Genomic DNA, 12,842 nt, shown 5'->3' with positions numbered 1-12,842 from the left:
ATAAAAAAAGCTCGCTAATCATTAGCGAGCTTTACCTTTAAATAGCAGCCTGTAGCTTTTCTTCAACCTGTTTTAAAATTTGGTATTCTTCTTTATCACAGCCACGAACAATCGACACCCAGTGATCACCCGTTTCATCAGTTCCTTTAAACTCCGCACGCAATTCATACTTGCGCCACGTAACAAAGGCCATAACGAGGGTTAACGCTAAAGTATACAGTCCAAACTGAGGAACAAATGCCCATGTAGCTGCAGACAACACCAATGCCAAAGATAACACTCGAACAATGTTTTCTTTGATACCTAATCGACGAACTTCAAAACGTTTGATTTTGCTCAACTTATAAGCGTCAGACTTTACCACTAACTCGTTAGAAGTAAGCATGAAGTCTTGCTCGCTTACCGTTCTGCGAAAACGAAACAAATCCACTAGCTTGTTACTATGAGTGATTTTACTCATCACTTTTCTCCATGTTATGAAAAATGTACAAAAACTACGATATACATGGAGTTACTTATGGATACAGTGGGATTTATAAATCAAGAAAATACAAAAGGCAAGAACAATTGTGCGAGCCTGCTAAAAATAAGCCCTATGTTACAAAGAGTTAGCTATATCAAACCTTAGAGGGCTCTCGACAAATACTCTCACTAAACCATTCAGCAATGGCACGAGCTCGCCCAAGATCTTCTTCTTCGCTAACAGGAAGATAAGCAAAGCCTCTAAACTCAAGCTGCATGTAGCGAGCAGTAAGCTTAAAAGGTTCAATAAAACAATCTGGTAATTCATGATTGTAGCCAGTCGAGATAACAGATATTTCCTTACCTTTCAGCTGGCGTCCAAGTTGCTTTTCTATGGTCAACAGATCTGACAAGCGATCGAAGAACACTTTCAGTTGTGCCGACATGGAATACCAATAGACAGGCGAAGCGAACACAATGTGATCATAGGTGGTAAGCATGCGAATCAAAGGAATAAAATCATCGCTGCGATTTTCGTGTAGATAGTCATAATAAGAGAGTTGGTAATCCGCTAAATCAAACACCGTAGCATTTGTCATCTCAACAAATTTATTCACTAAGTGACGCGTATTACCATCTGTTTTTGACGTACCCAAGACCACTGCTACCTTCATTAGAATTCCCTCTAGTTTAGTAAGCTAGGCCGTTTTTTCGGTGAAATGTCCACAATCGCTACATTTATAACCGTGTTTATAGAAAAACAGCGGAAAGCCTAAAAGAATAAAGACTAAAAAAGCGGGTCGCTTACCTTTGGTAAACGGCTCTAGTTTTAGGCTACCACATTGAGGGCAATGATCTTGTGAAGTGGAACTTTCTTCAGAACATAAAGCATCAGAATAGTCGGTATTAAGGATAATGGTCGCTTGCTCGGCATCTTCTTCCTGAACCATTAAACGAACTCCGCCAATAGCATTTGAATAGAGCCACTGGGTGTTAACGGTATGTTCGTCAGCAATATTGCTTTCAATTCCAGCGGCTTCCAAGCTCGCTTTCGCAATATGAGCCTCATGAGGGAAAGAAAAACGAGCTACAACTACCATACAACCTCTCTTGTGCTAAACCATCACTCTTCGCATGCCATTTTTTCGGACGTATCACAGTCAGCTAACGCCAACTCGTACTCTGCTCTGGCACTTTCACTCAAATAGACCGCCATACCTTCAAATAGGTTCCATAGCTCTTGGCCATATTTCAACTTAAACTCTTCGCTTGCTAACACCAACTCAAGTTCATTGGCAACGGTCAACTCACAAAACTGGTGTAACTGCTCTTCCGTCATCTCGAATACCGAGCCCGTAAATCGGTCACGAAACTGGATGAACGGTTTAGAATCAAACTGAGGAAACACATAGTCTCTGTCGCAAGAGCAATAGAGATAAACCAGATCTTCTGCTTCTCGACCAATAACCGCTGCGATTTCACTTCGCATTTCCAGTGAGACCATGCTCTCATCAAATCCAGCGGTTCCGTATGCTGCATGGAAGAGGCCAGCGCTCCTGACCGTATCACTCGCATGCCATTTTGCCAGCAAGGACTCTGTTCCAACCAAGTGGGATTCAAGCGAACCGTTTAAGTGCTGAAAGTCACCCGCTCCTAGAGATTCCAAGCGTTCAAAGTGTGTATTCATAATTGATTTCTTTTTGGTTTAACCAGTAATGACCTTAGACATGTTGTAACCAGTGACCACAAATCCCAACTCTTCATATAGCTTCCGAGCCCGCTCATTGTTGAAGGCAACGCGCAATTTAATCTGTTTAATATCGACATCTTTCATTTTCGCTTCCAAAAGCTCGATAGCCTTACTACCCAAACCTTGCCCTCGAAAGGCTTCCATAACGTAAAAGTCGTAGATAAATGTCGACCCTTCTTTTTGATTAACGCAATGCCACAAGTAACCTGCTAATATTGATTCACCATCTTCTTCAGCATCGATACACATCAGTGACTGCCCCTTCGACTCAACACCATCGGGAAAACAACGCTTCAAAGCCTGATGAGCGAGTTCAAGAGATTTCTCAGCAGCGTGGCCTTGATTCTCGGCAATGTCCTTTGCATAGGCCTCGGCAGAATAGTGATAAAAATCCGCAAACTCTTCCGTTCGCATTTCTCTTAGCTTAACCATACTTATCTTTTAACCTCGACCACAAACTGATGTCATCATGATATGTTGAGGGCCAACAGGACCACCTAAATACAACTCATCCGTATCAGTGAAACCACTACTTAAATAACATCGATAGGCGGGCTCGTTTCGACAGTTTACTGTGAGATAAAGCGAATTGACTTGTGGATAAACTTCACCAACATACTGGGGAAGCAATTTAAGTGCATCACGTGCAATACCTTGCCCCTGTAGATTACGATCGATCAACAATGCTCTGATTCCAATACCGTCTTCTGGGCAGAAACTGAATTTCTCAGCGTACCCTATATCAAGAAGAAAAAAGCCCACGGGTTGATCGCCTTTCATAATCACGTAGGGATGTTCACTTTCTTTCAGTTCGGGGATCATTTCGCCAATGTTATCAACGGTAAACTGAGCTTGTTCAGGAGTAACGCTTAACGCATGTATAAGGTGTGCTTTTTCAGCACTGTACTTTTCTATAGAAATCATAATTATCCGAATAATTTTTCCAACCAAACGGAGCTGATATAGCTTCCGTTTTTCTTTGCATAGGAATCAAAAACACCCACTTCTCGGAACCCAAACTTCTTATGCAAAGCAATTGAGGCCTCGTTTGGTAAAGCAATACCAGATAGCGCACGATGAACACCCTGCAGCTTTAACTCCTCCATAAGTGCTTGATATAAAGCAGAGCCGGTACCTTTTCCTTTTACGTCAGATGAAAGATATATCGTCACTTCTACCGTATCTGCAAACGCCTCAGATGGTCGGTATGGTTGCGAACAGGCAAATCCAACAATGTTTCCCTGATGCTCGGCTACCAATAACTGGTGCCTAGTGTTTTGGGAAAATTGTTCAAACCAATTTAAACGGTTTTCCAATGTAAAAGGTCTTTCTTCGAAGCGAGCATTGGTATTGGCAATGTAATAGTTGAAGATATCCGTGATTGACCGAATATCACTGTGAAGTGCAGTTCTAATCTTCATTACTGAATCTCCATAGACTTTGCATCAATCGAGAAAGTCACCAAACCATCGCATTCTCCATACAGGTTGATACCATCCTCTCGCTGCATTCCAAGTTTGTTCAAAATGGTGACCGAAGGTTTGTTCGCTTCCAAAGATACACCATATATTTTCTCATGCTTACCGAGTTTAAAGGTTTCTCGTATCAACGCCTCGGATGCTTCCATTACATAACCTTTCCCCTGATACTCTGGCAGTAGCGCGTATCGGATATCACTGAATTCTGGGTTTTCACACACTTCAACGCCTGCGTACCCCATCTTTCGAGTTGGGTTTTCTATGCAACAAATAACGTAGGAACCAAAACCATACTGCCTCCAGTGCTCTACTCTGTTGGCGTGATGCTGCAGAATTTCTGGTTCTGAATAAGCCGCTCCCTTTGGCAGGAACTTTGTTAAACTATCTGAACTTAGTACTTGCCTGTAGACATCAACATCTGCCTCTTCAACATGCTTCAATATCAAGCGTTCCGTATACAACATATTCCCTTTACCCTGACATATTTGATTCGAGCACTCGGCTCAATCAAAGATCAAATTCAGCATTGTGTAGTTTGAGCACATTCACGAGAGGTTCTTCCCACCCCAGGCAAAGCTTAAGCTGTTCGACAATAGGCTTCACCTGAGCTTTATCAACATTGATCTCTATCTTAAGCAAGTCATAATTCTCTACTAAACCTTTATCGCCGAACACAGGTTTAGCACCCTCCAGTGCACGATGAGAGCCCGTCATGGCTCCAAAGGCCCAACAGTGGTCGTAATCACCAATCTTATCGACACCAGATTCATGCAATGTGCTAAGAACTTGTGCCTTTTGGGCAGGTTGGCAAAAGATTTCTAATTTATACATCTTGTCATTCTTTTAAATCATGGATTCCACTTCAATCCTAAACGGCTCACAAGGCGTGCCTTGATGGTACTTCAACTGCCATTTTTCACCCGTAAACACCCAAATTGACGAACGTTTGGTATACAAGCTTGCGCTTCCCTTAGAATCAACCCAAGCCGATTTATACAGCAGCAATTGAACAGAAGGTTCAAGCGCAATACATTCAAATGATTGTGAATGTATCTTGCCTGTTGAAGGCTCCTCGTTCTCCATCAGCTCTAATATAGACTGCAGATCAAAGCTTCTGCCTGAGCGACCCACTTCACGAAATCAGGGTGAAGTAAACGCATAACCTCATGTTCGTTCTGACGGGTTTCATATTGTTGAAGCAAGACTTCTTGTTCAATGAGGAATTTCATCCGTGTAGTACCTGTCATTGCATGCCTTTCAATAGCCTGAAGATATCACTCCCGACTGCCATATGAAACACGTCAATTGATAAAGAAAACTTAACGCACATTCTTCACATACCTTTATTTACAGGCCCCGTCCCTATAAAATACGCAAAACATTTATCAACACGGATACCCCATGGCAAAACTTACTCTGCAAGAACAAATGCTGAAAGCTGGTTTAGTGAATGAAAAGAAGCTAAAGAAGGCCAAAAAAGGTTCAAAAAAATCACGCGTACAAGCTCGTGAAGTAAAAGCCGCGGTCGAAGAACAAAAACGTCAACAGCAAGAGCGTGATAAAGAGCTAAGCAACCAACAAAATGAGCAGCGTCTGAACAAAGAAATTCATTCGCAAATCAAACAGTTGATCGAGATGAACAAAATCGATCAGAAAGATGGTGATATTAAATATAACTTCACCGATGGAACGCTCGTCAAATCCCTTTACGTTGAATCGATTATCCGCGAACAACTTATCAAAGGTATTCTTGCTATCGCCCGTCATGAAGATGGCTATGCGGTGATCCCCGGGGTTGTCGCAAACAAAATTGCACAGCGTGATGACCAAGTCATCATTGAGCTCAAAGAGCCAGAATCAGACGTGCCAGCCGAAGACGACCCATATGCAGACTATGTAGTCCCAGACGATCTGATGTGGTAAAGAAAAAAGCCACTCGGTAACCGAGTGGCTTTTTACTAGTGTTATTCGAGCTATCTATCGCAGGGTTTGTATTACTTTCCCTTTGCCATCCTTAAAATGAACTTCTGCATGCGCGCCGTTAAAGAGTGCCAAGTTAGGCGGTAGATGGCCTATATCCACGTCATATAGAACAGGCACCTTTAAGTCATTGGCCACAGAAAGGAAAGCTTCACTAGACGTTATTGCTTTTCCACAATTATCTAAAACCGCATTTCTTCCAAATAACAGTCCACTAATCTGTTCAAAGACACCTTGGTATTTTAACCCTTGCAAAGCGCGCTTTAACACTGTCGGTGGCATCTCTGCATTCTCTAAATACAGAATCAAACCGTCATTTGGATAGCATTGTTTAAAGCGCTCAAGATCGAGATACTCTGTCCCAATCAGGTGGGCCATAGTATCAAAGCAGCCTCCTATCAGACGTCCACTAAAGCTCAACTCTTCAACATCACCCACCGCTTTCCACTGAGTTCTCTCTGTTTTAACTAAGCAACAGTTCGGATGAGTTTCGAAAGACTCACCAGAAACCTGATAAAGATCAGAAGAGAACTGCGTTATTTCAGCCCCAGCTTTGGCTGTCATAACATTTAAGGTGTTTGCGGTGAGCTCGTCCTTCTCAAGTGGGTTTAACTCCATCAAATTGGAGCTATGTAAAGTCGACCAACCTAATTGCGTGGTAAGCACTGAGCTGATAGTACTCACGTCAGAAAAGCCAAATACCCACTTTGGCTTAACCTGCTTCAATTTTTCAAAATCGAGTAAAGGCAGAAGGTCCATCGCAAATTCACCACCCCAAGGTGGAGCAACCGCCGAAATGGAGTCATCGCACAAGAACTTCATCAACTCTTCTGCTCTCATTGATGGAGTCGCACTCACATGCTTTTCGTTTTCTCTTAGGCAGTGGCCTTCGATTACATTAAATCCAAGGCTTCGAAGGTGTTCCAAGACGAGGTCTAAACGTTGGTGACACCCTGAAGGAACGCCCGAAGAAAAAGCGGTAACGGCGATCTTATCCCCTTTCTGTAGAGGCTCTGGGTATTTCATAGTATTCCTATTTTTATTATTCGTTTGTCTTGCCATTAGATATAAGAAAATTGATTAAACTAAAAAGAATCATCAGAGACTTCACTCAAACCTGAGCGACTTGCAATCTCCGATTCAAAACCGTCGATGCTCTTTTGGTTTTTCTTCAGCCAATACTTTTCAATCCCCTCAGTCCCCTGCTTTTCGGACCATTTTGCCAAATCTTTTCTGTCCCCTTCGTAACTAAAATATGGTACAGACATACCGCACGAAGATTGAACCATGTTGATATCAAGGATAAATATCTGACGGGCAGCCACGCTTTCGGGGAACAAGCTGACGTACTTTTTCCATTCCGCATCTTTGTTATGCAGCACACTCGCCTGTCCGTAGGCTCTTAAAATTAATGGGGCGCCTTCAAATGCACAGAACATGAGGGTCATGCGTGGGTTATTCAACACATGTGCGGCCGACTCATTACCGCTACCAGTGAGGTTGAGCCAAGCGATTTGAGTTGGGCTGATGACTCTAAGTGAATCCCCACCTTTTGGCGACAAGTTCACACTACCGCTATCCGCTGCAGTACCGACAAAATAGAGTTTTTGTTGCTCAATAAACGCGATGTGTTTATCCGATAACTCTGAAAACTGTTTTCCCATCTTGCTCAACTCTCATTCCATATGCTACACGTAAAATACATTAATGCGGTTAAATATAAGAAACAAGTAGTTATGTGTTGAGGCGCGTCAAAGCGACTCAATTTAAACAGTGTGTACCTACTTTTCTTTGATTCACGAGATTGGCGACAATTTGCCACGAAGGCCAATTAGATAACCAAAAGGGGCTCCTAATTGGCAGATGGAAAGCCCTTTATTTCATTGTCCAACCATGTCTAATGCTCAACAAAAATAAGACGGTTCGTATCAAACCCTCTCGCTTTAGACATCGAAATAAATTTATCGATAACCTCTTGCTCTACAGAGCTTGAACGCGCTAATAGCCACAAGTAATCATTATCAGGACCAGAAACGAACGCATAATCGTAGTTTTCTTTTTCAAGTTCGAAAACCACATATGAACCATAAAATGGACCGAAGAATGATACTTTCAAGTAGCCTTGATCTGAGCTTCGAACGAAATATGCATTACCTTCCGCCTCTTTCCACTCATTGAGTTCTTCGGAAAAGCCTTGGTTAATGACTTTGACACCGCCGTCGTCCTTAAGACTGTATTCTGCGGTTACCTTACTCAGGCCTCTTTCAAATGAGTGGTCGAGCCTTGCAATTTCGTACCATTTACCCGTATACCTGTCGATGTCAAAATCCTGCACGGGTTTAACCTCACTCGGCATTCCTAAGCAACCGCTGATAAAAAGTACCGTAAACAAAAAAAGAATTCTTTTCATGATGTCTCCATACTACCCGAAACGTTTGATTCAACTATTTGTTAACTCTAGTAATATACCGAGTTTAACAGCAAGAAGTTCAATCAAAATAAAATTATCCTTTTCCAATTTTTTATCCAACAACCTCTGCAGCGGTTCGAATCGACTTAGATATTTGCTGAACAAAAAAGCCTTACCATGCAGCGAAACATGCACTTAAAGAGGTGGCCAATCTTTCAGCCATGTAAACTGCCTTATGTTATTGACAATCCACTCAAGCGACACCTATTTTAGTGCCAGGATTTGGCCCCACATTTCTCACACTGAAACTGATCTTCTTGATCGATAAAAAAACTGTTGGTGTGCTCACCATCTTTAACAACAAAGGCTATCAGGAATTCGATACAACTTCCGAACAACGATTGCTTTTGCTCAAATTTGGAATCAGATTTATTCGTTTTTCTACTTGGATATGAGGAGTAAGTGATTGACATTTTTGGCAGAAGTGAGGGTGTTTGATGTATTGGCTACTTTCCACTGATACGACTCATTCAGTTTTAAAAGACACTAAAATATAACATTTCCCATAGCTATATTAAACACGTCCGAATATGATTAGTTTCGGTCATATAACTGCTTTTAACTGACCTTAAACTAAATCAAGTGTTCTATAACTTCAGGTTTTATTTGATTCAAAATAGCCATTCCTCCTTCGGATTCTGTATTTATCTCAACCCAGCCGTCAGTACCCATAAATTCAGCTTCAGCAAAGCTTATTTCTTGGTCACTATGGGTATCAATAAGCTTACCTTTCAATCGAAAAGTCCCTAGGGATGTTTTAAGCCGTTTAATTGAAAATTCCATCTCACTTCCTTTTTACATGACTTTAATAAGAAGAGCCGTCTATTTTTCTTATAGGAATGTCCTTGAGTATAACACTTTCCGCCATACGCATATTGATAGCAGTAACCTGCTCATCACACTTTGGCGTTGTCACATAGTGGGTCATACATCCGCAAAGGTTACAACGATGAAACTCCACACATTTATCTCCCCAAATATAGTAAAGAGAAGGATCTTCAGACCATGTAACGGTTACCTCAGAAGGCGAATAGTAAGCCCACAGTGCAGCATAGCGACGGCAGATTGAGCAATTACACTCTCCCACTTCCAATGGGGTGCTCTTAGCGACTAACTTCAGATTCCCACAATGACAACTTACTTCCATGGTACAGGCCCTTTCCTATCCATTACGTTTATAACCGTTGATAAATGACGGTATGCGACAAAAATAACATTGAGTAACGTTCATTGACTCTAAAACGGTATTCAAATTCTTGATCATCGAGCTTTTGCCACGTTCGGTCGAAGTACTCATTAATGTCATTAATGCGTCCCGAAGGCACTTTTAGATGTTTATCACTCCATTGATAAGTACATGACAGAGCCAGCACACCGCCAATAGAGACTCGCGACATCAAATAGTCCACCACTTGTTTGGGGGATTCACATTGGTCAAGCACATTTAGGCAGACCACTAAATCACATTGAGGGATAGTTAACTCATCAGAAGCTGGGGTGTTAAAGGTTTCAACAACCAGTGGTAAATACTTATTGGATAAAGAGTTTGTATCAAGCTCCAAGTCAACATCTTCACCCTCAAACGCCCTAAATCGACTAACCCCTGGCGTGAGCAGGATCTCCGTAAAAGCATCAAGTAAACGACGAGAAGGCTCTACAACATAGACTCGCTTTAACTCTTCACATGATGAAACAAGCTCGTAATTTGCTCTTCCGCACGCAGGCCCAACTTCCAGTAGGCTTTCTGGCTTTATATGATGCTCCGATAATTGTTTGGCGATGGCTTGTGCAGCCTGAACACTGTAATTCGAATGAATGAATTGTGTAGGTACATTTTGACTTTTAGGCCTGTTAACTTTTGTGTCTAAACACTTGTCTATCCATGAGGCTTCAATATAGGAAGCTAGCCATTTTTCTGTAAGATAAAAATCGTCCATTTTTTCACTTAATATCCATCGATTTTATATGTTAAACATCTGACCGTATCATGAGGTTTAAAAACTCAGATCTTTTTTAGCATTCCGCGTGTATGCCCTTACTAAATACTCACATGCAACTAAACACTTATCTACAAATAGTTATATTGAATTGTTGGCTTGAGTCTCAAGTTATCTATTTGAGCAAATAGGTAAATTCGTATTTTCGAAAAGGCTTAACTTAATAAGAAATCATAGAGTTGTCCCGCAATTACTACAAAGTAAGTAGGTAGTATTCCCCAAGAGAATCTTCGGCTTTTGAATGACGGGTAAACCCTTGAGACTGATAAAATTGCAGCGCAGGCTCATTGTGTGACATGCATTTTAGGCTGAGTGTAGAGTAACGGGCTTTAGCCAGTTGTAGTAGATGGTAGCCGACACCTTTTCGGATATGCTCTGGTGAAACGTAGAGGTGGTGAATAAAGTTTTCTGGTTCCCAGATTGAAATAAAACCTGCGATGTCTTCTCCAATGATTGCGACCCAGATTTGCTCTCCTTCAACATCGCTGTCAAAGTCTGACAAATCATAGCCAGCTGTATCTAACCAAATAAAACTGGCTTTTCGTGATTTAAGATAAAGGTTTCGAAGTGCCGGAAGAAACGCGTCTTGATACGGTTCAATTAAGATAGGGTCTACCAAACATTCTCTCCAATCCCCATGGCATATATACAAAGAGTAGGCACAGTTTCCTAACCGCGCCTACTCAGTTTATTTGTTACATCACACATTGTTGAGCTGTTTTCGCTTGCTCTATGCCTTTTTCAATCAAGGATACAGCATCTTCGCTATTGACTGACGACAGCAATTTATCCATCAGCTCGGAGGCTGTAGACTCCGATGATGCTTCAACTAAACAGCTGTATGCATTCGCAATATGTTCTTTCGCTTCAACCAACGCTTCTGGGTTGCTGAAGTCGACCGTCAATGCTTCTTCGACAGACGCCGCCATTGCCTTTGCTGACTCTGTTGCGTCACCAAATTGATCCAGATTGAACTGCTCTAAGTCGAAAGACTCGACTTGCTGCTGAATGTTGTCCACTGCTTTATTCGCAGCCTCTTGCGCCTGATCGATAGCTTTAGTTGCATCATCACATCCGGCTAAAGCACCCAGCATCATTATTACTATCAGCGTTTTCTTCATGTCTTACCTTCAAAAATCTTCAGTTACAGGGGGATCTTAAAACAGTGATACTCGACTGCAAACAACAATAAAGTAACGGATTGTTGATGAACCTAATCTGAATTAAAAACGGGTGAGTTCCACTTCGGCGAAATTTTCTCTACAGATGCTCGGTCATATCCACGCATTGTTATTTTGGAGTCCTATCATGCATGTAGAAAATAAAGAATTAAAACAAAGTCATATTGGTTACAATCTTGGCGTTATTGGCGTCGCATTAGTGTTGGCTTGGATTGGTATTTACAAGTTTACCCCGACAGAAGCTAAGTTGATTGAGCCTTTGGTGGTCAACCATCCAGCGATGAGTTGGCTTTATGACATCATCTCTGTACAAGCGGTTTCGAATCTTATCGGTGCCACCGAGATCATCGTGGCTATTGGCCTGATTGCTGGCTTCAAAAATGCAAAAATCGCGTATGTTTCCGGAATAGCAGCCGCTGTCATTTTTGTGGCGACACTCAGCTTTCTTCTAACGACGCCAAATACTTGGAAAGTATCCGATGGCATTCTCGTGACCAATTTCTTTTTAGTGAAAGATATCCTGTTTTTGGCAATTTCAATTAGCGTCATCGAACGTAACAAACCTTTAGTTCAAGCATAAACGAGCAAGGGCTCGCATATACAGAGAGCCCTTGTAGTAAGAACACTCAAGTTAATTGGCACCATTAAGCTTTCTTAACAAATTGTGCCGTTACCATCATTTCACCTGCACCATCAACTTTACAATCCAACTGATGGTCTTTGCCGTCAACAATTCTTCTGATCACAGCTTTCGTGCCTATTTTTAAGATCAAGGAGCTACCTTTAACCTTAAGATCTTTTGCCAAAGTCACTTTATCCCCTTCTGCTAGCAGCGTTCCGTTAGCGTCTTTAACGTTGGGGGTTTCGGCTTCAAGTGCTTCATCGGGATTCCACTCATACGCACACTCTGGGCAAACCAGATGACTCTGGTCTTGGTATACATATTCAGACTGACAGTTTGGACACGGTGGGAAAGACATATATTCACTACTTGTTTAGATTGATTACCATATGATACTGCGCTTAAAAGCCCTGTGCGAGCCATTAGATATAAAAACTAGAACGCGATTTGGGGAATCATTTATGCGCCCAGCAAAGGTAGATGTTTTATCTTGTGGTACGTCATGCTCATAATGAGACAATGCCTGATAGCGTTTTTAGGTAACGGCTTTGATAACTCAAGGACAATCGCCCTGTTACCTTGAAAATCCAATACATCACCATAGAGTTCTCGAAAAGTGTCCACCAGCTTAGTCTGACAATGAAAGAACAAATAATACTGATCCGGAGTGTTTGATTTCCAATCGATTCGGACAGGGCTTCCCGACTTAACACTGAAGCTCGGTTCACCCCATTTTAATGATTCACTCACCACACCTAAGCTCAATTCTTCAGCTAACTGAAAAATCATCGTTCTCAGATTCAAAAGCTTAGTTCGCGCCTCATTTGGGTATTGGTTGAAATGCACTTGCATTGACGGTTCCATCACACACCTTTTAAGACTATTAGTGGCTAGCTTAGATA

The 12,842-nt window shown here is 41.8% G+C and carries 21 protein-coding genes and 1 pseudogene; 2 read left to right on the top strand and 20 right to left on the bottom strand.

Annotation, left to right across the window (positions count from 1 at the left end; translation table 11 throughout):
* Positions 1–37: 37 nt before the first annotated feature.
* The 10 genes and pseudogenes from FIU99_RS07170 to FIU99_RS07125 form a co-directional block, all read right to left on the bottom strand.
* A complete protein-coding gene (locus tag FIU99_RS07170) occupies positions 38–460 on the bottom strand; it encodes a DUF6232 family protein (RefSeq protein ID WP_006961989.1) in 423 nt (140 codons plus the stop codon).
* Positions 461–617: 157 nt separating this feature from the next.
* On the bottom strand, positions 618–1,136 hold the full coding sequence (locus FIU99_RS07165) for a flavodoxin family protein (RefSeq protein ID WP_006961988.1): 519 nt from the start codon (positions 1,134–1,136) through the stop codon (positions 618–620).
* A gap of 24 nt (positions 1,137–1,160) precedes the next feature.
* Entirely contained in the window at positions 1,161–1,562 is a 402-nt protein-coding gene (locus FIU99_RS07160) for a DUF2007 domain-containing protein (protein ID WP_006961987.1), read from the bottom strand.
* A 23-nt stretch (positions 1,563–1,585) separates the two neighbouring features.
* A complete protein-coding gene (locus FIU99_RS07155; RefSeq protein ID WP_006961986.1) occupies positions 1,586–2,149 on the bottom strand; it encodes a DUF6817 domain-containing protein in 564 nt (187 codons plus the stop codon).
* Between the two features lie 18 nt (positions 2,150–2,167).
* Positions 2,168–2,644, bottom strand: a complete 477-nt coding sequence (locus tag FIU99_RS07150; RefSeq protein ID WP_006961985.1) for a GNAT family N-acetyltransferase — start codon at positions 2,642–2,644, stop codon at positions 2,168–2,170.
* A 9-nt stretch (positions 2,645–2,653) separates the two neighbouring features.
* A complete protein-coding gene (locus FIU99_RS07145; RefSeq protein WP_006961984.1) occupies positions 2,654–3,136 on the bottom strand; it encodes a GNAT family N-acetyltransferase in 483 nt (160 codons plus the stop codon).
* A gap of 2 nt (positions 3,137–3,138) precedes the next feature.
* Positions 3,139–3,633, bottom strand: coding sequence for a GNAT family N-acetyltransferase (locus FIU99_RS07140; protein WP_039952335.1), 495 nt, complete (start codon positions 3,631–3,633; stop codon positions 3,139–3,141).
* Positions 3,633–4,154 (bottom strand): GNAT family N-acetyltransferase, encoded by a 522-nt coding sequence (locus FIU99_RS07135; RefSeq protein ID WP_039952332.1) that lies wholly within the window; start codon positions 4,152–4,154, stop codon positions 3,633–3,635. The genes FIU99_RS07140 and FIU99_RS07135 overlap by 1 nt, the downstream gene beginning before the upstream one ends.
* A 43-nt stretch (positions 4,155–4,197) precedes the next feature.
* Positions 4,198–4,521, bottom strand: coding sequence for a hypothetical protein (locus FIU99_RS07130; RefSeq protein WP_006961980.1), 324 nt, complete (start codon positions 4,519–4,521; stop codon positions 4,198–4,200).
* 12 nt (positions 4,522–4,533) lie between these two features.
* Positions 4,534–4,919, bottom strand: a pseudogene (locus FIU99_RS07125) (DUF4440 domain-containing protein).
* A gap of 172 nt (positions 4,920–5,091) precedes the next feature.
* Here FIU99_RS07125 and FIU99_RS07120 point away from each other — a divergent pair.
* The gene (locus FIU99_RS07120) at positions 5,092–5,613 is read left to right on the top strand and encodes a DUF2058 domain-containing protein (RefSeq protein WP_152472153.1); all 522 of its coding nucleotides are present in this window, start codon (positions 5,092–5,094) and stop codon (positions 5,611–5,613) included.
* 54 nt (positions 5,614–5,667) lie between these two features.
* Here FIU99_RS07120 and FIU99_RS07115 read toward each other — a convergent pair whose 3' ends face one another.
* The 8 genes from FIU99_RS07115 to FIU99_RS07075 form a co-directional block, all read right to left on the bottom strand.
* Positions 5,668–6,696: a S66 peptidase family protein gene (locus FIU99_RS07115; RefSeq protein ID WP_006961976.1), complete on the bottom strand. Its 1,029-nt coding sequence runs from the start codon at positions 6,694–6,696 to the stop codon at positions 5,668–5,670.
* Positions 6,697–6,755: 59 nt separating this feature from the next.
* Entirely contained in the window at positions 6,756–7,334 is a 579-nt protein-coding gene (locus tag FIU99_RS07110; protein WP_006961975.1) for a pyridoxamine 5'-phosphate oxidase family protein, read from the bottom strand.
* A gap of 233 nt (positions 7,335–7,567) precedes the next feature.
* Positions 7,568–8,080, bottom strand: coding sequence for a lipocalin family protein (locus tag FIU99_RS07105; protein WP_038512043.1), 513 nt, complete (start codon positions 8,078–8,080; stop codon positions 7,568–7,570).
* A 633-nt stretch (positions 8,081–8,713) separates the two neighbouring features.
* Entirely contained in the window at positions 8,714–8,923 is a 210-nt protein-coding gene (locus FIU99_RS07095; protein ID WP_021456455.1) for a hypothetical protein, read from the bottom strand.
* A 22-nt stretch (positions 8,924–8,945) separates the two neighbouring features.
* A complete protein-coding gene (locus FIU99_RS07090; RefSeq protein ID WP_080555955.1) occupies positions 8,946–9,287 on the bottom strand; it encodes a GFA family protein in 342 nt (113 codons plus the stop codon).
* A gap of 28 nt (positions 9,288–9,315) precedes the next feature.
* Positions 9,316–10,077, bottom strand: coding sequence for a hypothetical protein (locus FIU99_RS07085; protein WP_006961971.1), 762 nt, complete (start codon positions 10,075–10,077; stop codon positions 9,316–9,318).
* A gap of 253 nt (positions 10,078–10,330) precedes the next feature.
* The gene (locus FIU99_RS07080; protein ID WP_006961970.1) at positions 10,331–10,756 is read right to left on the bottom strand and encodes a GNAT family N-acetyltransferase; all 426 of its coding nucleotides are present in this window, start codon (positions 10,754–10,756) and stop codon (positions 10,331–10,333) included.
* A gap of 76 nt (positions 10,757–10,832) precedes the next feature.
* Positions 10,833–11,258 carry a hypothetical protein gene (locus tag FIU99_RS07075; RefSeq protein WP_006961969.1) on the bottom strand — a complete coding sequence of 142 codons (426 nt, stop codon included), beginning with the start codon at positions 11,256–11,258 and terminating at the stop codon, positions 10,833–10,835.
* Positions 11,259–11,445: 187 nt separating this feature from the next.
* Between FIU99_RS07075 and FIU99_RS07070 the strand changes: the two genes are divergently transcribed.
* Positions 11,446–11,898, top strand: a complete 453-nt coding sequence (locus FIU99_RS07070) for a YkgB family protein (protein WP_006961968.1) — start codon at positions 11,446–11,448, stop codon at positions 11,896–11,898.
* A gap of 64 nt (positions 11,899–11,962) precedes the next feature.
* Here FIU99_RS07070 and FIU99_RS07065 read toward each other — a convergent pair whose 3' ends face one another.
* Both FIU99_RS07065 and FIU99_RS07060 read right to left on the bottom strand, forming a co-directional pair.
* The gene (locus FIU99_RS07065) at positions 11,963–12,298 is read right to left on the bottom strand and encodes a zinc ribbon domain-containing protein YjdM (protein WP_006961967.1); all 336 of its coding nucleotides are present in this window, start codon (positions 12,296–12,298) and stop codon (positions 11,963–11,965) included.
* A gap of 101 nt (positions 12,299–12,399) precedes the next feature.
* Entirely contained in the window at positions 12,400–12,804 is a 405-nt protein-coding gene (locus FIU99_RS07060; protein WP_029236151.1) for a DUF1801 domain-containing protein, read from the bottom strand.
* Between the last annotated feature and the right edge of the window lie 38 nt (positions 12,805–12,842).

It is taken from the genome of Vibrio sp. THAF64, assembly GCF_009363455.1.
GTDB classification, from domain to species: Bacteria; Pseudomonadota; Gammaproteobacteria; order Enterobacterales; family Vibrionaceae; genus Vibrio; species Vibrio coralliilyticus.
This window is presented reverse-complemented; position numbering and strand designations above follow the sequence as displayed.

Excerpts from the sequence above, each read along its gene's own strand:
- FIU99_RS07130 (WP_006961980.1), bottom strand. The coding sequence starts at position 4,521 with ATGTATAAATTAGAAATCTTTTGCCAACCTGCCCAAAAGGCACAAGTT.
- FIU99_RS07165 (WP_006961988.1), bottom strand. The coding sequence starts at position 1,136 with ATGAAGGTAGCAGTGGTCTTGGGTACGTCAAAAACAGATGGTAATACG.
- FIU99_RS07070 (WP_006961968.1), top strand. The coding sequence starts at position 11,446 with ATGCATGTAGAAAATAAAGAATTAAAACAAAGTCATATTGGTTACAAT.
- FIU99_RS07140 (WP_039952335.1), bottom strand. The coding sequence starts at position 3,633 with ATGAAGATTAGAACTGCACTTCACAGTGATATTCGGTCAATCACGGAT.
- FIU99_RS07115 (WP_006961976.1), bottom strand. The coding sequence starts at position 6,696 with ATGAAATACCCAGAGCCTCTACAGAAAGGGGATAAGATCGCCGTTACC.
- FIU99_RS07105 (WP_038512043.1), bottom strand. The coding sequence starts at position 8,080 with ATGAAAAGAATTCTTTTTTTGTTTACGGTACTTTTTATCAGCGGTTGC.
- FIU99_RS07150 (WP_006961985.1), bottom strand. The coding sequence starts at position 2,644 with ATGGTTAAGCTAAGAGAAATGCGAACGGAAGAGTTTGCGGATTTTTAT.
- FIU99_RS07085 (WP_006961971.1), bottom strand. The coding sequence starts at position 10,077 with ATGGACGATTTTTATCTTACAGAAAAATGGCTAGCTTCCTATATTGAA.
- FIU99_RS07155 (WP_006961986.1), bottom strand. The coding sequence starts at position 2,149 with ATGAATACACACTTTGAACGCTTGGAATCTCTAGGAGCGGGTGACTTT.
- FIU99_RS07120 (WP_152472153.1), top strand. The coding sequence starts at position 5,092 with ATGGCAAAACTTACTCTGCAAGAACAAATGCTGAAAGCTGGTTTAGTG.
- FIU99_RS07145 (WP_006961984.1), bottom strand. The coding sequence starts at position 3,136 with ATGATTTCTATAGAAAAGTACAGTGCTGAAAAAGCACACCTTATACAT.
- FIU99_RS07095 (WP_021456455.1), bottom strand. The coding sequence starts at position 8,923 with ATGGAATTTTCAATTAAACGGCTTAAAACATCCCTAGGGACTTTTCGA.
- FIU99_RS07135 (WP_039952332.1), bottom strand. The coding sequence starts at position 4,154 with ATGTTGTATACGGAACGCTTGATATTGAAGCATGTTGAAGAGGCAGAT.
- FIU99_RS07170 (WP_006961989.1), bottom strand. The coding sequence starts at position 460 with ATGAGTAAAATCACTCATAGTAACAAGCTAGTGGATTTGTTTCGTTTT.
- FIU99_RS07110 (WP_006961975.1), bottom strand. The coding sequence starts at position 7,334 with ATGGGAAAACAGTTTTCAGAGTTATCGGATAAACACATCGCGTTTATT.
- FIU99_RS07065 (WP_006961967.1), bottom strand. The coding sequence starts at position 12,298 with ATGTCTTTCCCACCGTGTCCAAACTGTCAGTCTGAATATGTATACCAA.
- FIU99_RS07090 (WP_080555955.1), bottom strand. The coding sequence starts at position 9,287 with ATGGAAGTAAGTTGTCATTGTGGGAATCTGAAGTTAGTCGCTAAGAGC.
- FIU99_RS07060 (WP_029236151.1), bottom strand. The coding sequence starts at position 12,804 with ATGGAACCGTCAATGCAAGTGCATTTCAACCAATACCCAAATGAGGCG.
- FIU99_RS07160 (WP_006961987.1), bottom strand. The coding sequence starts at position 1,562 with ATGGTAGTTGTAGCTCGTTTTTCTTTCCCTCATGAGGCTCATATTGCG.
- FIU99_RS07075 (WP_006961969.1), bottom strand. The coding sequence starts at position 11,258 with ATGAAGAAAACGCTGATAGTAATAATGATGCTGGGTGCTTTAGCCGGA.